The sequence below is a fragment of the Pseudohongiella sp. O18 genome (assembly GCF_021729085.1).
Lineage (GTDB): Bacteria > Pseudomonadota > Gammaproteobacteria > Pseudomonadales > Pseudohongiellaceae > Pseudohongiella.
On the sequence record NZ_JAJSAR010000002.1, the window covers coordinates 1,116,793 to 1,135,308 of the forward strand.

Annotated in this window: 15 protein-coding genes and 3 tRNA genes; 1 reads left to right on the forward strand and 17 read right to left on the reverse strand. The window is 57.4% G+C overall.

Annotated elements, in window-relative coordinates:
• Positions 1 to 229: 229 nt before the first annotated feature.
• A tRNA-Leu gene (locus LVD14_RS12340) sits at positions 230 to 316 on the reverse strand.
• A gap of 246 nt (positions 317 to 562) precedes the next feature.
• Here LVD14_RS12340 and LVD14_RS12345 point away from each other — a divergent pair.
• The gene (locus LVD14_RS12345; protein WP_237134369.1) at positions 563 to 2,560 is read left to right on the forward strand and encodes a TonB-dependent receptor plug domain-containing protein; all 1,998 of its coding nucleotides are present in this window, start codon (positions 563 to 565) and stop codon (positions 2,558 to 2,560) included.
• 41 nt (positions 2,561 to 2,601) lie between these two features.
• Here the strand turns inward: LVD14_RS12345 and LVD14_RS12350 are convergent, their stop codons facing one another.
• The 16 genes from LVD14_RS12350 to LVD14_RS12425 all read right to left on the reverse strand — a co-directional run bounded on the left by LVD14_RS12350 (position 2,602) and on the right by LVD14_RS12425 (position 18,515).
• On the reverse strand, positions 2,602 to 3,501 hold the full coding sequence (locus LVD14_RS12350) for a serine hydrolase (protein ID WP_237134370.1): 900 nt from the start codon (positions 3,499 to 3,501) through the stop codon (positions 2,602 to 2,604).
• 122 nt (positions 3,502 to 3,623) lie between these two features.
• Positions 3,624 to 3,697, reverse strand: a tRNA-Cys gene (locus LVD14_RS12355).
• Between the two features lie 63 nt (positions 3,698 to 3,760).
• A tRNA-Gly gene (locus LVD14_RS12360) sits at positions 3,761 to 3,836 on the reverse strand.
• Positions 3,837 to 3,940: 104 nt separating this feature from the next.
• On the reverse strand, positions 3,941 to 4,486 hold the full coding sequence (gene pgsA / locus LVD14_RS12365; protein WP_237134371.1) for a CDP-diacylglycerol--glycerol-3-phosphate 3-phosphatidyltransferase: 546 nt from the start codon (positions 4,484 to 4,486) through the stop codon (positions 3,941 to 3,943).
• 49 nt (positions 4,487 to 4,535) lie between these two features.
• Positions 4,536 to 6,533: an excinuclease ABC subunit UvrC gene (uvrC, locus tag LVD14_RS12370; protein WP_237134372.1), complete on the reverse strand. Its 1,998-nt coding sequence runs from the start codon at positions 6,531 to 6,533 to the stop codon at positions 4,536 to 4,538.
• Positions 6,530 to 7,624 (reverse strand): UDP-N-acetylmuramate dehydrogenase, encoded by a 1,095-nt coding sequence (gene murB, locus LVD14_RS12375; RefSeq protein WP_237134373.1) that lies wholly within the window; start codon positions 7,622 to 7,624, stop codon positions 6,530 to 6,532. Before murB ends, uvrC begins: the two co-directional genes overlap by 4 nt.
• On the reverse strand, positions 7,624 to 8,361 hold the full coding sequence (gene kdsB / locus LVD14_RS12380; RefSeq protein ID WP_237134374.1) for a 3-deoxy-manno-octulosonate cytidylyltransferase: 738 nt from the start codon (positions 8,359 to 8,361) through the stop codon (positions 7,624 to 7,626). Before kdsB ends, murB begins: the two co-directional genes overlap by 1 nt.
• A gap of 53 nt (positions 8,362 to 8,414) precedes the next feature.
• Positions 8,415 to 8,600, reverse strand: coding sequence for a Trm112 family protein (locus LVD14_RS12385; protein WP_237134375.1), 186 nt, complete (start codon positions 8,598 to 8,600; stop codon positions 8,415 to 8,417).
• Entirely contained in the window at positions 8,593 to 9,654 is a 1,062-nt protein-coding gene (gene lpxK / locus LVD14_RS12390; RefSeq protein WP_237134376.1) for a tetraacyldisaccharide 4'-kinase, read from the reverse strand. The genes LVD14_RS12385 and lpxK overlap by 8 nt, the downstream gene beginning before the upstream one ends.
• The gene (msbA, locus tag LVD14_RS12395; RefSeq protein WP_317622720.1) at positions 9,654 to 11,507 is read right to left on the reverse strand and encodes a lipid A export permease/ATP-binding protein MsbA; all 1,854 of its coding nucleotides are present in this window, start codon (positions 11,505 to 11,507) and stop codon (positions 9,654 to 9,656) included. The genes lpxK and msbA overlap by 1 nt, the downstream gene beginning before the upstream one ends.
• Entirely contained in the window at positions 11,500 to 11,961 is a 462-nt protein-coding gene (locus tag LVD14_RS12400) for an ExbD/TolR family protein (protein WP_237134377.1), read from the reverse strand. The genes msbA and LVD14_RS12400 overlap by 8 nt, the downstream gene beginning before the upstream one ends.
• Positions 11,958 to 12,662: a MotA/TolQ/ExbB proton channel family protein gene (locus LVD14_RS12405; RefSeq protein ID WP_237134378.1), complete on the reverse strand. Its 705-nt coding sequence runs from the start codon at positions 12,660 to 12,662 to the stop codon at positions 11,958 to 11,960. The genes LVD14_RS12400 and LVD14_RS12405 overlap by 4 nt, the downstream gene beginning before the upstream one ends.
• Before the next feature lie 4 nt (positions 12,663 to 12,666).
• Entirely contained in the window at positions 12,667 to 15,189 is a 2,523-nt protein-coding gene (locus LVD14_RS12410) for a DNA internalization-related competence protein ComEC/Rec2 (RefSeq protein WP_237134379.1), read from the reverse strand.
• A 56-nt stretch (positions 15,190 to 15,245) separates the two neighbouring features.
• Positions 15,246 to 16,565, reverse strand: coding sequence for a lipoprotein-releasing ABC transporter permease subunit (locus tag LVD14_RS12415; RefSeq protein ID WP_237134380.1), 1,320 nt, complete (start codon positions 16,563 to 16,565; stop codon positions 15,246 to 15,248).
• A complete protein-coding gene (lolD, locus tag LVD14_RS12420; protein ID WP_237134381.1) occupies positions 16,558 to 17,265 on the reverse strand; it encodes a lipoprotein-releasing ABC transporter ATP-binding protein LolD in 708 nt (235 codons plus the stop codon). The genes LVD14_RS12415 and lolD overlap by 8 nt, the downstream gene beginning before the upstream one ends.
• Before the next feature lie 20 nt (positions 17,266 to 17,285).
• Positions 17,286 to 18,515 carry an FtsX-like permease family protein gene (locus LVD14_RS12425; protein ID WP_237134382.1) on the reverse strand — a complete coding sequence of 410 codons (1,230 nt, stop codon included), beginning with the start codon at positions 18,513 to 18,515 and terminating at the stop codon, positions 17,286 to 17,288.
• Position 18,516: the final 1 nt, after the last annotated feature.

The following is an 18,516-nucleotide window of genomic DNA, read 5'->3' on the forward strand; positions in this document are numbered from 1 at the left end:
GCCGCAGGCTGGGCGAAGCCCGAGCCCGCAGGGCGAGCTCATCGAACCGGTAGTGCCACTGAAAGCGTAGAATGCGCTGAAAAGCGACTTGAGTTGGTGCCCGGGACCGGACTGTTGCGCTTGCGCAACTGCGCAGCCGCAGGCTGGGCGAAGCCCGAGCCCGCAGGGCGAGCTCATCGAACCGGTAGTGCCACTGAAAGCGTAGAATGCGCTGAAAAGCGACTTGAGTTGGTGCCCGGGACCGGAATCGAACCGGTACGGTGTTGCCACCGAGGGATTTTAAGTCCCTTGCGTCTACCAATTTCGCCACCCGGGCATGGGAGGCAATTTGAATGGGGGCGTCGAGAGGCCTCGACCCATTCGAGGCGCGCATTGTATATCAAGCTCACCAAAATTCATAACCTGCACTTTTCGTCGCCCTGCTGAGTTACGCCACCGCACCAAACCGATCACCGAAGGATAAGACCCTAATATTCAGCACTTTACAGGCAGCCCCTTGCGTTTACATTGCCTGTGCCGCGTTTTTTGCTTATGGTTTGTCACTTTTACAACTGGAACTGCAATGACGCTGGCCAAGAAAAAACCTCTGCCCTCAATCCTTGCCCGCATGGTAATGATCACCTCTTTCACGCTACCAGCGACACTGCTGGCACAACAGGCGGATCACGATGAGCACGAAGAGCATGACGAACACGCTGAGATCGAAGAAATTGTTGTCAGCTCCACACGGAATCGTCGCAGCTTCGCTGATCAACCTACCCGAGTCGAGGTGCTGGCTGGTGAGGAGATAAACGAAAAGGCAAACATGAAGCCGGGCGACATTCGTATGTTGCTTAACGAAAGCACAGGCATTCACGTCCAGCAGACCTCGCCGACCAGCTTCAATTCCAGCATCCGCATTCAGGGACTGGACGGCAAATATACGCAACTGCTGCGGGACGGAATGCCCTTGTTCGGAGGTTTCTCTGGCAGCCTGAGTCTTCTGCAGATTGCACCGCTCGACTTGCAACAGGTGGAAGTAATCAAGGGCGCCAACTCGACACTTTATGGTGGTGGCGCGATCTCGGGACTGGTAAACCTGATTTCCAAAAGACCCGCTGACGAACCGGAAACTTCAGTGCTGCTGAATGCGACGTCTGCTCGCGGACTGGATGCCAGTGCGTTCAGTTCCGGCTGGCGCGGAGATCTCGGCGGCACTGTTTTTACAAGTTTTAACCGAAGCGAAGGCTATGACCCGGCTGATAACGGACTCAGCGCTATCCCCGAATTCGAGCGATGGACTTTGGCACCTAAACTATTCTTTGAAGGTGAACGTTCTCGAGGCAATATCGGTTTGAGTGCAGTTGTTGAGGACCGACTGGGCGGCGAGATGGCGTTCATCAATGGCAACCGAAGCACACCCGCGTTTTTTGAAAAGAGCGAAACAAACCGACTGAGCTCCCAGTTTGACTACAGCCTTCAATTATCGTCGGGCAGTGAGTTGGTGGTTCGCAACAGTATCAGTCGCTTCGATCGCGAACTCACCTTACCCGATTGGCAGTTCTCTGGCGTACAACTCTCCAGCTTCAGCGAAGCGCATGTGCTTGGCTATCTCGGAGGCATTGACTGGGTAGCAGGTGTCACTGTCCAGACAGAAGATTTTGACCATCGTCCCTTATCGGCAAACGACTTCAATCATGATTTCAGTCACTCGACATTTGGAGGCTTCTTCCAGGGCACTACTTCGCTTACGGATACGATCAGTGTGGAATCCGGTCTGCGGATCGACCACAGCTCCAACTACGGTAACTTTCTGCTGCCACGTGTATCACTGATGTATCAGCTTGATGACGCAACGACACTCAGACTGGGTGGCGGACTGGGGTACAGCACGCCGTCACTGTTCAGCGACGACGCTGAAGACCTTCACTATCAAAACGTGCGACCCTTACAGGCATCGCGACTGGACGCGGAGCGTTCTACCGGGGTCAATATGGATATCAATCGGTCATTCGAGCTGGAACAGGGGGTCGACCTGAATGTCAATCTATTGCTGTTCTACACGCGTGTCGACGACCCTCTGCGGCTATTCCGGCAAGCTGATGATACCTATGCGTTTGCACAACCGTATGACCGGCTGGACACCAGAGGTTCCGAGATTAACGCTCGTTTTACCTGGGGCGACCTTAAGCTGTTTCTTGGTTACACCTACACCGACGTACAGGAGCATCGAGTCAATGAGACTCGCGACTATCCGCTGGTACCTCGGAGCCGTCTTAATAACGTGCTTGTCTATGAGCGACACGGCGATCTTCGCGTAGGGCTTGAAGCTTATTATTACGGACCACAGACATTGAACGATGGCAGCGACAGTAAAAGCTATTGGATTTATGGATTGATGATGGAGAAGTACATCAACGAGGATTCTTCGGTCTTTCTGAATTTTGAAAACTTCACTGACACGCGCCAGACACGATTCGAATCCATTTATGGCGGCCCAATCCAGAATCCCGAGTTCCGCGACATTTATGCGCCACTGGACGGCTTTGTAATCAATGGTGGCGTTAAATTGACGTTTTGATCCATCAATCGCATCAGCGACGAATGACTAATCGAAAAAGACTACTCTGAGGATGACGGATTGAGGTGTCTGTAAATGATACCTGCCGTCTCTGCCACCACCGGGTTCACGATGGCCTGCACCGTATCGAAATCATCAGTGACCATTGACTGGGCATAAATCGCGACAGCCATCTCATTACCCGGCCACAAAATATACCCCAGATCATGGGTTACCGAAGCATTCTCACCAGTTTTATGGGCGATGGGCGCGCCGTCGGGCACGCCAGCGCCAATCTTGGTTTTGACCGTCTGGGCAGACATCCAGTCGATGATGGTTTGTCGGGACGACTGACTCAGAAAGCTGCCGTCATAAATCGATTTGAGCAGTAAAATGCTGTCTTCGGCATTGATATAGTTTTCTTTGGCAGGCGGCTCGGCCGACTCGAACATCTTGCGGCCAAACTGCATGGTGGCCAGATCCAGTTCATCCGCCACCCTGTGCATGGCCTCATACCCAACCACATCGACCAGCACGTTGGTAGCGGTGTTATCGCTGACGGTCACTGTCAGCTCTGCCAGTCTGCCCAGCGTCACTTCGTTGGGGACCGGCTCATTTTGAATCTCGCCGTAACCACCTACGATATCGTCCTGTTCAACGACAGTGGTATCTTCCAAAGAAAGCATACCTGAATCGACCTGCTGCATCAGCGTGGCAATCAGCAGCATCTTGATGGTGGACGCGGGAGGATACGATTCAGTGGAACCAACCAGAGTCATGGCGCCACTATTGACGCCTGCCAGACCGGCGACTCCAATCGAAAGACGAATATTGTCACGGCTGGCGGCCGCTACTTTAGTTTCCAGGGCCTGAACCATCATCTGCCAGTCGCCTGAGGGCTGGGCGTGGGATGTGCCTGCCAATGCCATCATCAGCATGGCGATCGAGGGAAATTTCTTCATGAAGTGACCAGCTGTTGTTGTTTTCATAGCGGCAGAATAACCGCATACGAAAAAGCTGTCACTAAACAGGGCGCGCTGACTGGACGAGGAATTTTGTGGAGATTGAACGAAATCAGGGAAGTTGGAGGCTGGGGTCGGAATCGAACCGGCGTACGCGGAGTTGCAGTCCGCTGCATGACCACTCTGCCACCCAGCCTTGATTGTTTCGGGACCTACCTGGCAGACAGATAACACCCGGACTGGCCAGTGGCCTAAAGTTTGGAGCGGGAAACGAGACTCGAACTCGCGACCCCGACCTTGGCAAGGTCGTGCTCTACCAACTGAGCTATTCCCGCTTTAACTGGTTTTACTGCGTCTTTTGCATCACTGCGAAAGAGGCGCTTATTCTAATGCCATTCGTTACGATGTCAAGCACCGAAACCGTAAATTTTTATCTAATTTACTTCAGTGATGGCCATGCATTCTTCACATAAATCACCATCGACCACAGGCTCAGAGCGGCGGCAAGATATATCAATCCGTACCCGATTTGCAAGAGCCAATACGGGTATTCTGGTGAGTAGGCCAGCAGCACGATGATGGCGATCATCTGCACGGTTGTCTTCAATTTGCCAACATAGGCTACAGCCACCGCATCACGCTGATTGCGACTCGCCATCCACTCTCGCAGCGCCGATATGAACACCTCGCGGCCAATGATGACAGCGGTCGGCAGCACAAACCAGGGGCTGGGGAAGTTGGCGGTCAGCAGAACCAGCGCCATGACCACCAGCAGCTTGTCCGCCACCGGATCCAGGAATGCACCGAAGGCTGATGTCTGATTCAGTCGTCGGGCCAGATAACCATCCAGCCAGTCGCTAAGGCTTGCAACCGTGAAAAGCACGGCAGCGGCAAGCTGGCTCCACGGCTGTCCGCTGTAGTACACCATCACAATCACTGGTACCAGCAGCACGCGTGACATGGTTACCAGATTGGCAGCATTCATGGCTTATTCCTTGTCATCTGTAACACCTTCTTCCCGGAGACGCCGCATTCTACTCATTATGCAGTGACTCATAAATAACAGCGGCCAGTTTTTTACTGATGCCGGGCGTTCGCGCCAGATCGGCCTCGCTCGCGCGCATTACCTCCTGTTGACCACCAAAATACTTCAATAGCTCCCGACGCCGTGCCGGGCCCAGGCCCGGAATCTGCTCCAGCGGTGATTGCGTGCGGGTTTTTGCGCGGCGCTGACGATGACCGGTGATGGCAAAGCGATGGGCTTCATCGCGCACCTGCTGCAGCAGATGCAGGGCGGGTGAGTGCGCCGGGATGGCAATCTCCTGATAGCTGTCGCCGACGGCCAGAAACAGCGTCTCCTGCCCTGCCCGCCGACTGATGCCCTTGGCGATACCAATCAGCAGCATCTGACCCAGCAGCTCGGGCGAGAGCTGGCGATTGAGCACGTCCACCGCCTGGGCAAGCTGGCCCTTGCCGCCGTCAATCAGCAGAATGTCTGGGGTTAAAGGGGACGGAGTTTTTTTGCGCTCGCGCAAAATTACTCCGTCCCCTTTAACGTCCGTATCCCCTACTTCAGGAGCCTGCTCGCCCGCAGCGGCCTGCTCACTCCCTTCAGGCGCATCTTCGAGCAGGCTCTCGGCCACTACCCGGAACCGACGTGACAGCGCCTGCTCCATGGCTGCGTAATCATCGCCAGCCTGGATGTCCTTGATATTGTAGCGGCGGTAGTCGGATTTAAGCGGACCGTTGTGGTCAAAGGCCACACAGGAGGCGACCGTGCTTTCACCCATGGTGTGGCTGATGTCAAAGCATTCTATGCGCCGCGGGATAAAATCCAGCTCCAGTTCGGCCTGCAGTCGCTCAAAGCGCTGCAGCATGGTCTGGCGGTTATTGATATGGCTTTGAATGGCCTGTTCGGCGTTACCGGTGGCCATGGCCAGCCAGCGGGCGCGATGACCCCGTACCGAGGCGGTCAATCGGATCTGTTTGCCAGCAGCGGTGCCAAGCGCCTCCTGCAGGCTCTGACTGCCCTTGATGGCAGGTGCAATAATGATTTCCGCCGGGATCAGACCCGAGCCGGTGGTGACACCATCCCGCAGGTAGTACTGCGCGATAAATGATGCCAGCAGATCAGCCGCCGTTTCTGCGAGCTTGTCCTTGGGAAAAAAGTTGCGGCTGCCGATGATGCGCCCACCACGAATAGTGATCACATGAACGCAGGTATAGGCGCCCTCCAGCACGGCAGACATGACATCGGCATCACTGCCGCCACCGGAGACAACCTGCTCGCTCTGGATACGACGCAGGTCACTGATGCGGTCGCGCAGTCTGGCGGCACTCTCGAACTCCAGTGCCGCAGATTTCTGCTCCATGCGCCGTCCCAGTTCCTGCACCAGTGAATCGCTTTTGCCCTGCAGAAACTGTGTGGCATCGCGGACATCCTGCGCGTAGTCCGTCGGTGAAATATACCCCACGCAGGGCGCGGTACAGCGGCCAATCTGGTACTGCAGACAGGGCCGGCTGCGATTGCGGAAATAGCTGTCCTCGCACTGGCGCACGCGGAACACTTTCTGCAGCAACGCCAGACTTTCGCGTACTGCACTGGCACTGGGAAATGGCCCGAAAAACGTAGCGTCACGTTTGCGGCTGCCACGGTAGAACGCCAGTCTTGGATAGGCATCCTTGTGCGTCAGCATGATGTAGGGATAGGTCTTGTCGTCGCGCAGCTGGATATTGTATGGCGGACGATACTTCTTGATCAGATTCTGTTCAAGCAGCAGCGCTTCGGCTTCACTGTTGGTGATCGTGACATCTATATTGGCAATGTGTGAGACCAGCGCCATGGTCTTGGCATCCAGACCACTGGCACGGAAATAATTGCTGACCCGTTTTTTCAGATTGCGGGCTTTGCCTACGTAAAGAACTTCACCTTTCTCATCCAGCATGCGGTAGACGCCGGGCCGCTGGCTCATCACCGCCAGTGCGGCCTTGGCATCGAAACCACTGGTATTTTGATTGATGATATCGCTCATGAGATTCCGTTGATGATCTGAACTTCTGGCTCAAGATGCACGGCAAAACGTTGCCAGACATCCTGTGCAATCTGAGCGGCCAGCTCCATCAGCGCCTGACCTGGCTGAACAGGACCGGCATCGGCACGGAAATCATGCACCAGCACCAGCGCCTGCTGATCATGGACGCCGATATTGCCGCGGCGCAGACCTTTCCAGCCGGCCTTTTCAATCAACCAGGCCGCAGGAAGTTTGACATGCAATGGATCGCCGGGGATCTCGAACAGTGGCAGCTGTGGCCACTGCTGGCTCAGCTCATGATAGTGCTGCCGGTTGACAACAGGATTGCGAAAAAAACTGCCCGCGTTACCCAGCACTGTCGGATCCGGCAGTTTGCTACGGCGCACTGCACAGACCGCATCGAAAACCTGTTGTGCGCTGATTTCTTCGTGTGACTCTGCAATGCTGCTGTTGTCCGAATCAAGGCCAGCCACCTGCAAGGCATTGCGTAAAGCAGGATACGTCAGCACCGGGGTAAACTGCTGAGACAGCCTGAAAGTACAGGAAAGAATAATGGCTTTGTCGCGTAGACGGTTTTTGAAGATGCTGTCACGATAGGCGAACTCGCACTGCTCTGCTGTGAGCGTTTCTACCTGACCACCTTCGCGGTCGAGGTAGCGCAGGCTGTGAAAACGCTGTGCCAGCTCAACACCGTAGGCACCGATATTCTGCACCGGGGCAGCTCCGACGCGACCTGGAATCAAGGCCAGATTCTCAAGCCCGAACCAGCCCCGGGAAAGCGTGTACTCCACAAACTGGTGCCAGTTCTCCCCCGCAGCGGCGGTCACCAGCATATCTTTGCCATCGGCACACGACTGCAGGCCCATCAGGTCCATGACAATGACCACACCAGGGTAGTCTCTGGCGAACAGCACATTGCTGCCGCCGCCCAGAACCATGACTGGGAGGTCCATGCGCGAGGCGTGCGCCAGGACACCAGGCATCTCATCTTCCTGCTCAACTCGCACCAGCCAGCGGGCGCGTGCCGGCAGTGCCAGCGTCGTCAGTCCGGCTAGATCAGCATTGGCTCGCCAGTGCGCTGGTGCGCTCATCAGATCTCTGTATCCGACAGGAAGCGGCGGACCGCTTCCAGGTCTTCGGGCGTGTCGACACCGGCGGGAACATGCTGCACGGCTTTGTCCATGATAATTCGGACTCCGTGGTGCATGGCACGCAACTGTTCAAGCCGCTCGCTGATTTCCAGCCAGGCACGTGGCCAGCCAACAAACTGATTCAATGTTGCAACCCGGTATGCGTAGACGCCGATATGACGTTTGGCCTGAATATTTTCACCGTCCTGCCAGGGAATCGGGGAGCGACTGAAGTACAGCGCATAACCCTCGCCATCGGTGACAACTTTCACGGCATTGGGATTGCGCCATTCATGCGAATCCTCTATCTCGTGGTACAGACTGCTGATGCCCGCATCAGCGTTGTTCTGAAGATTTTCTGCCACCTGATTGATCGTGGCTGCAGGAATCAATGGTTCATCACCCTGCACATTGACGACAATCGCCGAGGCATCCAGGCCCAGCAGTGAGGCAACCTCCTGTATACGATCAGTACCGGATTGATGGTCGGCGCGTGTCATCACCACCTCGCCACCAAAACCGCGCACAACCTCAGCAATACGCTCATCGTCAGTGGCAATGTAAACCGCACTGGCCGCACTCTCGCAGGCGCGCTCGTACACATGCTGAATCATTGGTTTGCCCACGATGTCCAGCAGTGGTTTTCCCGGCAGTCGTGTCGACGCAAACCGTGCTGGAATCACAACTACAAAACTCATTGTCTTACCCCCGCTTTCCTGAATCTTGCGACCGCATGACTGCACACTTACTGTCAGCGATCTTCGCGTTCCTGCTCGGTCAGTGTCCGCGCTTCGCTTTCCAGCATCACCGGAATGTCGTCGCGAATCGGGTAGGCCAGCGCGTCTGCGTAACAGATCAGTTCGGCCTGCTCGCGTTTGTAGTCCAGCGGCCCTTTGCAGACGGGACAGACCAGTATGCTCAACAGTTTTTTATCCATGTTCCTTGTCTCCCATGTTCGCAGACGTGCTGCGAATGGTGTTCAGTCTGTTTATCACGGCAGTCAGCACATCCTTGTCCAGTTGTGGTTCTATGGCCAGATACCACCAGTTGTCCTGGGCAAAGCGTTCACATTTGACCGCATCTTTTTCTGTCATCAACAGCAGGTCCTTGCCAGCGAAGGACAGATCGGCAGCACGGTAGGCGTAATGATCCGGAAAACCCTCGCAGTGAGCGGTGATCCCCATCGCCGACAGCGAATCAAAAAAGCGTTGCGGATGGCCTATTCCTGCTATTGCATACACCTGGCGCTTATCACTCTCGTCGGAGAGTTTCACCATCTGAAAATTCTGCAGGCTGACACGCTGTCCGGTTTTTACATTGATCCACGCGGCTGGCTGCAAGTGCACGGAACCGATCGGGGCGGATTGTTGCGCTAAGGTGGTAGCCAGCTGAGCCTCTGCCTGCTTGCCATTCAACACGATAACATCCACTCCGGCAAGTCGCTGCGCAGGCTCGCGCAGCGGGCCAGCAGGCAGTGTCAGGCCGTTGCCGAAACCACGCTCGGCGTCCACCACTACAATCTCAATATCCCGCCCCAGTCGATAGTGCTGCAGTCCATCATCACACACGACGACATCACACAGTCCGCTTTCCTCCAGTGCACGCAGCCCCCGGCAACGGTCAGGATCGACGACCAGAGGGCCGCGATGATGGCGGCGCAGCAGTCGTGCTTCATCACCACTGGCGCGCACATCTGTGTCTGCCCCAACAAACAGTGGATAGTGGCGGGACTGACCACCGTAGCCCCGGCTCAGCACGCCGACCCGCCATCCCTGCTGTCGCAGGGCACTACCGAGCGCCAGCACAACGGGAGTTTTGCCAGCGCCGCCCACTGTCAGATTACCAACGATAATGACAGGCAAGGCTGATGTGCATTGCTGTGCTGTCAGACGTCCCCTGCGTGCCGCGGCAAGCAAGTTAAACAACCAGGATAACGGGCGAAGCAGCTGCAGCCACCAGGCACCACGATACCAGGCATCGACCAGCCACATCAGCCCGCAGACTCGCTGGCTTGACTTTCACTGTCACTGTCGAGCGGATTCATGAGGCCCGACTCACTGAACTGCATGCGGTGCAAACGTGCATAGTGTTTATCAAGCGCCAGCAGCTCTTTATGCGTGCCACTTTCAACGATGCGCCCCTGATCCATGACGACAATCAGATCGGCGTTCTCGATGGTGGACAGGCGGTGTGCGATGACAAAGGTAGTGCGGCCGCGAATCAGCTCTGCCAGTGCCTGCTGGATATGCTGCTCGGACTCGGTATCCAGTGCCGAGGTTGCTTCGTCCAGTATCAATACCGGTGAGTCTTTCAGGAAGGCGCGTGCAATTGCCAGCCGCTGTCTTTGCCCACCCGACAGCAGTCCGCCACCATCACCGACCTGGGCATCATAGCCACCCGGCAGTTTCTGAATGAACTCGTCGGCATGTGCATTGCGCGCCGCCTGCTGTACCTTTTCCAGCGTGACTTCCTCGCCCAGACCGTAGGCAATATTCTCGGCGACGGAGCCTTCAAACAACACGACATCCTGCGTCACCATGGCCATTTGCTGCCGCAGATTATTCAGGGCGTATTCTGTTATTGGAACGCCATCGAGACGGATCTCACCCTGCTGATAGTCATAGAAGCGCGGCAGCATATTCACCAGCGTGGACTTGCCACTGCCGGAGCGGCCCACCAGCGCGACAGTGGTACCCGGTTCGACACGCAGCGTGATGCCGTTCAGCACGGGCTTGGCCGACTCGTAGGCAAACTGCAATTGATCAAACTCCACCAGACCTTTGACGCGGCCCGCTGTATGCGTACCAGTGTCACGCTCGCGTTCATTGTCGAGCAGCTCAAAGATACTGCTGGCGGCAGAGATACCGCGCTGGATGATGGCATTGACGCCGGACAGTTGTCGCAGTGGTTTGCTGAGCATGCCGGCCAGTGTCAGGAAGGTCACCACCTCCCCTGCTGATGCCCCGCCGAGAAATTCCGGCGCCAGCGCCAGCCAGATCAGAATGGCCATGGCCATCGCGACGATCAACTGGATCAGTGGTGTGGCGGTGGCTTCGGTAACCACCATCTTCATGTTCTGGCGACGGTTGCGCTCGCTGGAGCGCAGAAAGCGCTCCGATACATATTCACCAGCGTTAAAGGTACGAATGACTTTCTGGCCCTTGATGGACTCATTGGCAATCTGTGTGACATCACCCATGGAGTCCTGCATCTGGCGACTGTAGCGGCGATAGCGTTTGGTGGCCATGTGAACGATGAGTGCCATGCACGGCGCCACCAGCAGGAAAACCAGGCTGAGGCGCCAGTTAACCCAGAAAAGCCAGGCCAGCAGGCCAATCACGGTAAGGCCTTCGCGAAGCACAACGGTAATAGCGTTTGTGGCCGCACCCTTGATCTGCATGACGTCGTAGGTGACTTTGGATACCAGGCGGCCGATGGTGTTGCGATCGTAATAGGCTATCGGTACATTCAACAGCTGGTCGAGCACCTCACAGCGCAGTTTGTGCACCACGTGATTGGCAGTGTGTTCCAGCGAATAGTGTCCCAGGAACCCGCCAACACCGCGCGCCAGCACAATCAGCACACAAAGAATGGGACTGATGATACGCGCGTCGGCGTTATTGGCTTCGATCTGATCGATTGTCCAGCCCAGCCAGGCAGCAGTAGCCGGCGTGGTGACCGCAAAAATAATGTAACCCAGCAGACTGATCGCAAAATAGCCCAGGAAGGGTCGGATGTATCGCAGCAGCCGCGCGTATACCTGTGCACCGGTCATCAGCGCAGCGGCTTCGGGGCCGGATGTCGGCGACTGGCCTGGCGCCTGTTGTGGCTGGGTATCACTCATTGACACCGCCCCCCTCGACAGTACTGTCGGCACCCTGCTCTTCACCGGGTTCGCGGGTTGCGATACTGAAGCCACTGAATCCTGCCTGGCCTATTGCATCCATGGCGGTAATTACGGCCTGGTGGCTGGCTTCTGCATCAGCCACCAGCAGGATGGTCTGCTGCCGGTTGCCGGCGGCCACTTCCAGCAGTTGTGCCTGCAATGTGGCGCTGGTGTTATCGGCCAGCAACACATTATTGATGCTGTAGCGTCCTGTCTGGCTGACCATCACTTCGATCTGGTCGGGTGCGGGTTCGGCGGCCGTCGCTTCCGCCTCTGGCAGATTGACAGCCAGCCGGGTCTCTCGTGTAAACGTGGTGGTCACCATAAAAAAGATCAACAGCAGGAAGACAACATCAATCAGTGGCGTCAGATTGATGGCGGGGTCTTCCAGCGTGCGACGCGGAAACTTCACGAGCCAGTTGCCTCAACACTGGCAGCCGCCTGCTGCTGTGCATTCTCGCGGGCAGCGCTGGTTTCGGGCAGTGTCACAAAGTCCTTGATGTCTACGCGGCGATCACCGTGCAGCGCTTCTACCAGTTTGGCAGACTCCTGCTCCAGCGACAGCACCAGCGAATCCACTTTGCGGACAAAGTAGCGATGACATGCATACGCCGGGATGGCCACCGTCAGGCCGGCGGCGGTGGTAATCAGGGCTTCGGAGATACCACCGGCCAGCGCATTGGCGTTGCCGGTGCCCTGAATCATGATTTCAGTGAACACCCGGATCATGCCAACTACCGTGCCAAGCAGGCCCAGCAGCGGGGTGATGGCGGCGATGGTGCCGAGCGTGCTCAGATAACGCTCCAGTTCATGGATGACAGCCGCGGCGCTTTGTTCGATGGCATCGTTCATCGCCTGTCGGCCCTGGCGGGCGTGCAGCAGACCGGCTGCCAGAATCTGACCCAGCGGAGAGCCCATGCGCAGTTCGCGCATTTTGTTGGAGTCCAGCTCGCCGTTTTTGATCCAGGTCCAGACCTGGCCAACCGCATAACGCGGCGCAATGCGATTGTTGCTGAGTGTCCAGAATCGTTCGATGACGATGGCTATTGCCAGAATCGAACACAGGATAATTGGCAGCATCAACCAGCCACCGGCCATTACGATTTCTACCACAAGCTTAATCTCCCGCTGATTTGCCGGCTACTTTACCATATTCGCCAGACGGGTTGTTATGCCAGAAACGCCGCTGTTCGTGTCTATGCAGGCCTTTTAATTCTGCTTCGCCCGGCCCACCCAGTGTCATCGTGACTGCGCCATGGTGATCGGTACGCAGCACCTCGATGCCCAATGCCCGGGCCCGCTGCAGCACTGCCGGATCCGGATGACCGAACCGATTGCGATAACCGGCCGAGACCAGCAGCCAGTCTGGCGATACCTGCTGCAGCCAGGCCTCGGTGCTGGAGCTGTCACTGCCGTGGTGGGCTGCAAGCAGAACATCGGCAGCCAGCAAATCGCCCTGCTGCGCGAGCAATCTGCGCTCGACCGGCGCTTCTATGTCGCCAGTCAGCAGCAGTGCGTGCGAGCCTGCCGATACATGCAATACGCATGAGGCGTTATTGGGATTGCCTGCAATACCGCCCCGCTCCGTCGGGTCAGGATGCAGCACCCGAAACTCGACAGAATCCCACTGCCAGTAATCGCCGCTGCCACAGGGCTTCATCATGGCATCTTGCACGCCGTTGAAATCCCGGAACCGTTCAGGAGCGCTGCTGACCAGGCGCGTCACCGGCACTGAACCGAGTATTGAGCTCAGGCCTCCGTAATGGTCCTGATGCCAGTGACTGATGATCAATACGTCCAGCTGTCGTATTCCCGCCTGTTTCAGGGCCGGCAGAATAGCCGCGCGCCCGGCGTCGTAGTCGGGACCCAGTGCCGTCCCGGTATCAAACAGCATGCTGTGGTGTCGAGTCTGGAGCAAAACGGCCAGGCCCTGACCCACATCCAGCATCTGCAGCCAGAGCTCTCCAGGGCCCGGTCGATCGGGTCGCGGCGGTGCCAGTAATGGCAACATCAGCAGCAGTGCCGGCCAGCGCGGCAGCAGACCTCGAGGCAGCAATAACAATAAACAGCCAACTGATACACACAGCACTGTCAGTGGCGAAATCGCCGGCCCCTGCCATAGTGGCTGCCAGCTGGCAACGGACTCCAGCCCCTGCATCAGCATGACCAGACCTGTGTCGGCCCCCTTGAGCGTCCACCGCGCAGCTTCGCTCGACACAGGTAGCAGCACGATGCCGACAAGCGCCAGCGGTACAACCCACAGACTGACAACCGGAATTGCCAGCAGGTTCACCAGCGGTGATATCCATGACACCTGCCCCGTCCATAACAGCAGCGGAACCAGTAGCGCAATGCTGACGGCAAATTGCGGCTTGAGCCAGACCAGACAGGCATGTTGCCCCCAACGCGACCGACTGGATTGTGCACTGGCCGGCGGTCCCAGTTGCTGCGGGCCGGCAAACAACAGCAGCAGCGCCGCAACCGCCACAAAAGACAGCCAGAAGCCGGCCTGGGTGACTGCCAGCGGATCGAAGCCCAGCACTGCCGCCATGGCCAGCAACAAACGATAGCTGGGCAACACCTGCCGGCCCAACAGCTGGGCGAGCATCAGCATAGAGATCATGATTACCGCACGCTGCGTTGGCAGCGAAAATCCGGCCATGGCGCTGTACAGCCAGGCACCAAGAACAGCTGCCAACGCACCGAAGCGCTGTGCTGGCATGCGTTCCAGCAAGGTCGCAGACATGCGTGACAGCAGATTGAATACCCAGTAGAAGGCGGTGGCAACCAGACCCACATGCAGCCCGGAAATGACCATCAGATGGTTGGTACCAGTGGCACTCAGCGTGTCCCATTGTGAGTGACTGATCCCGCTGCGCAGACCCGTCGTCAGCGCCGCAAGCAACCCCGGGTACCGCAGTGATCCGGTGGCGTACAGTTGCTCACGGATTCCGATGCGCCACTGATCAACCGACCAGCCCGCCGGCTGCAGCCGCCGGTTGAAGGTGGTTGCCCGCACATAGCCACGGGCAACGATTCCCTGCTGAGCCTGAGCTGCCTCGAAGTCATATCCGCCCGGATTTGCGAATCCATGTACACGATTGAGCCGAACTCGCAGGCGCCATGTCTCCCCGCTTCGCGGTACACCCGCAGCGTCACCATCAAACTCACCAGTGACTGAACCGTAGGCGTTCAGCGCAATCAGATGACCGATCAGAACCGGCGCACTCTCCTCACAGTTTTCTGGCAACAAGCTCAGACAGCTGTGGTCCACGCGCAACTGGAAACGAGTCTGCTGTCCGCCAGAACGGTATGTAACAGTCTCCGCCGAAGCGCCTTCTGGCAGCCCTTCAACCTGTCCCTCTACCCAGATATCACGGCCTTCCAGCGCGGCAGGCAAACGACTTTCTGTAATAAGCAGTCCGTGATAAACCGCACGCCCGGCACCCAGGCTCAGGCATAACAACAGGCAGGCAGTGATTTTCCAGGTGCTGGCTGGGGCGCGCCACCAGATGGCAATCAGCGTGAAAAGCGGGAGTACAGTCAGCAGCACTACCAGGCCAGAACCGACCTCGGGCAGTCGCGGCATAAAACTGATGGCATAAATACCCAGGCAGAACAGGGCCAGTGCTGTGCGCATCCCTGCTCACCCCAAGAATTGCTGACGTCTATGCTGGGGTTATAGCTGTTCTGGGGTCAGTCTGCAGAACGCAGCGCTTCGGCTGGCAATACTCGCGCAGCACGCCAGGCCGGATAGACGCTGGCCAGCAGGCACAGCACCAGTACGCCAATACTTACGGCGACAATGTCAGACAGCATCAGCTGGGAGGGCAGGAAGTCGACTGGGTAAACGTCTGCACTCAACAGCTGGGTCCCACTCCACTGTTCAAACAGCGCAAACAGTGACGACACATTAAGGGCCAGCAGTGAGCCGGCAAGCAGGCCAATACCGGCGCCGACCAGGCCAATCAGGCAGCCCTGCAGCAGAAATATGCGGGCAATGGTTCCCGGTGAGGCACCCATGGTGCGCAGGATCGCGATGTCACTGCGTTTGTCGCGCACAATCATGATCAGGCTGACAACCAGATTAAAGGCGGCGACAGCTACCAGCAGCCAAAGCAGAAACCCAACGATAGTGCGAGACAGCTGTATGTTCTCGTAGATGGCACCAAACCACTGCGTCCAGGTCTGCAGGTAAAAGCCCTGTGGCAGCTGCTCCTGCACAGGTGCTCGCAAGGAATTCACCGCCAGCACATCATTCGTGCGCAGACGCAAACCGTTGAATCGCTGCGGCTCGCGATACAGAGCCTGGGCATCCGGCAGCGCGATCATCACCAGTCGCTCATCCAGCTCCTGCGTGCCAACCCGGTAGATTCCAGCGACCGTAAAGCGACGCTGCACCGGCAAAGGTGCGATCGGGTTGATGGAAATGTCCAGGCTGTAGAGATTGACGTCGTCTCCGAGTCCAACGCCGAGTTGCTGCGCCAGCGTCTGACCCATCACGATCTGGAAACGGCGCTCGGTCAGGGCCTGCAGCGAACCCTGTTGCATGAAGCTGCCCAGCGCGGATGTCTGAAGTTCCTGTTCTACGTCGATGCCATTGACCAGTACCGCACGACTGTTGTTGTCCCGCGCCAGCACACCATTGACCTCCAGCACCGGTGAAGTGGCAATAACACCGTCAATAGCCGCGATCTGCTGCGCCAGCAACTGCCAGCGCTCGGCGCTGACGCTGTCCTCGGTCTGTATCGCTGCATGCGGCAGCACGCCCAATACATTTTCCCTGACTTCACGATCAAAACCGTTCATCACCGACAGTACAGTGATCAGTATGGCAACGCTCAGGGCCAGTCCACTGATGGTCAGCCGTGACATGAAGTTGACCAGCTGGCCACTCTGCCCGCCCGCATCCCCTGCCTGCCGTCGGCGTGCGCCCACATAACGCAGCGCAATACGCGCGGCCAGCTTGAATGAGGCAAGAAAACCAGCCGGTGCTGAATCGCCCTGCTCAAGCATGCTCAGCTTCCAGTGTGCCCTGGTTCAGCACCAGTACCCGATCCAGGCTCGCTGCAAAACGCTCGTCATGCGTCACAACCACAAAACTGGTCTGAAGTGATTTATTCAGTGTCTGCATCAGCGTGTGGATGCCTTCAGCCGTGCGACGGTCAAGATTACCGGTGGGTTCGTCCATCAGAACACACCTGGGTGAGGCGACCAGCGCCCGGGCAATGGCAACCCGCTGCCGTTCACCGCCGGACAGCTCTGAGGGTTTGTGATTCAGACGGTGACTCAGACCCACTTCACCCAGCAACTCCGACGCGCGCGGATAGGCCTCGCGGCTGCTTTGCCCGCCAATAAGCAAAGGCATGGCAACGTTCTCCAGCGCACTGAACTCACCCAGCAGGTGATGGAATTGATAAACAAATCCCAGATAACGGTTGCGCAGCTGACCGCGCTCGGACTCTGACAGTCTGGACAGATCCTGCCCGGCAACGGAAATCTCACCGCCACTGGGCGCATCCAGCCCGCCCAGCAGATTAAGCAGCGTTGTTTTACCGGAGCCGGAGCTGCCAACAATAGCCACACATTCGGCGGGACGGACATTCAGGTTGATGTCCAGCAGCACGTCCACCTGTTGAGGTCCCTGGGTGTAGGACTTGCGCAGGTGACGACAACTGATGACGTTAGCGGTTTGCTCCAAAACGACTCTCTCCATTAATGTTTGGTGGCGACACCTTATTCATAGCGCAGTACGTCCGCCGGCTGCACACGGGAAGCCCGCCACGCCGGATACAGGGTGGCCATTAGACTGACACCCAGAGCACACAGACAGACCAGCACGACATCAGACCAAAGAATCAGCGCATCCAGATGGGCAATCATGTAGACATCACCTGGCGCCAGCATCGCATTCAGTGCGCCCTGGAATGCGCGCGTGATCTGCCCCAGATTCATTGCCAGCAACACACCACCGGCGGCGCCGAGCAGCGTGCCCAGCACCCCCGCGGCAAAGCCCTGAATCACAAACACTGACATGACGGTTGCCCGGCTGGCCCCCATGGTACGCAGGATGGCGATATCGGCGTTTTTGTCAGCCACCGCCATCACCAGTGTTGCAACGATGTTGACGGCGCCAATGACCACAATCATCAGCAGCATGAAGCCGGTCAGGATTTTCTCCATGCGCAGTGCATCAAACAGGCTGCGACGGGTTTCGTTCCAGCTTGCTACCGGCCACCGGCCAGCAACTGCTTCACGCGCGATGACGCCAGCATTGAGGACATCGTCCACCCGCAGCCGTAATTGCGGAACCGCGTCGTCGCGGCCGGTAAGTAACTGGCTGGCGACTGGCAGGTTGACCAGTGCCATGGCGTCATTGTCATAGAATCCAAAATCTGCAACACCCACCATCTGGAAACTGCGGGCATCCTCGGTACGCCGCTGCAGCAGGCTGTTGAGCGGCGTGACCGACATCTGCATGCCCGGGTAGAGGCCCAGCTGACCGGCAAGCCGGGTGCCCAGGATAATGCCATCGGGTGTTTCCGCCAGGAAATCCAGCATCGCCTGCAGCTGACTGTCTGGCGATTGCAGAATCTGTTTTTCTGTCTCCGGTGTTACGCCACGAACATTAACAAACTCACCGCGGCCATCAAACTGCAGCCAGGCTTCACTTTCCAGAAATGGCGCCACCGCAATCACTCCTGGCGCGGCTGCAAGGCTGTCAGCTGCCTCCCGCCAGTCAAGCAGATCGTCTGGCAACGTAACCGCTGCATGCGGCACTGCCTTGAGTGTTTCCTCACGCATGGTGCCTGTAGAGGCATTAATCACAGAAAGCACGGCAATCAGCGCCAGTACACCCAGCGCAATGCCCAGCATGGAGATAAGTGACACAAAGGAAACCAGCTGATTTTTCTTGCGAGCGCGAACGAAGCGTAAACCAATGAACAGCGCCAGGGGTTTGCGCATG

Coding starts and splice junctions, on each gene's coding strand:
- lolD (WP_237134381.1), bottom strand. CDS start 17,265: ATGGAGAGAGTCGTTTTGGAGCAAACCGCTAACGTCATCAGTTGTCGT.
- kdsB (WP_237134374.1), bottom strand. CDS start 8,361: ATGAGTTTTGTAGTTGTGATTCCAGCACGGTTTGCGTCGACACGACTG.
- LVD14_RS12415 (WP_237134380.1), bottom strand. CDS start 16,565: ATGCTTGAGCAGGGCGATTCAGCACCGGCTGGTTTTCTTGCCTCATTC.
- msbA (WP_317622720.1), bottom strand. CDS start 11,507: ATGAGTGATACCCAGCCACAACAGGCGCCAGGCCAGTCGCCGACATCC.
- murB (WP_237134373.1), bottom strand. CDS start 7,624: ATGAGCGCACCAGCGCACTGGCGAGCCAATGCTGATCTAGCCGGACTG.
- LVD14_RS12345 (WP_237134369.1), top strand. CDS start 563: ATGACGCTGGCCAAGAAAAAACCTCTGCCCTCAATCCTTGCCCGCATG.
- LVD14_RS12385 (WP_237134375.1), bottom strand. CDS start 8,600: ATGGATAAAAAACTGTTGAGCATACTGGTCTGTCCCGTCTGCAAAGGG.
- lpxK (WP_237134376.1), bottom strand. CDS start 9,654: ATGTGGCTGGTCGATGCCTGGTATCGTGGTGCCTGGTGGCTGCAGCTG.
- LVD14_RS12425 (WP_237134382.1), bottom strand. CDS start 18,515: ATGCGCAAACCCCTGGCGCTGTTCATTGGTTTACGCTTCGTTCGCGCT.
- LVD14_RS12410 (WP_237134379.1), bottom strand. CDS start 15,189: ATGCGCACAGCACTGGCCCTGTTCTGCCTGGGTATTTATGCCATCAGT.
- uvrC (WP_237134372.1), bottom strand. CDS start 6,533: ATGAGCGATATCATCAATCAAAATACCAGTGGTTTCGATGCCAAGGCC.
- LVD14_RS12350 (WP_237134370.1), bottom strand. CDS start 3,501: ATGAAGAAATTTCCCTCGATCGCCATGCTGATGATGGCATTGGCAGGC.
- pgsA (WP_237134371.1), bottom strand. CDS start 4,486: ATGAATGCTGCCAATCTGGTAACCATGTCACGCGTGCTGCTGGTACCA.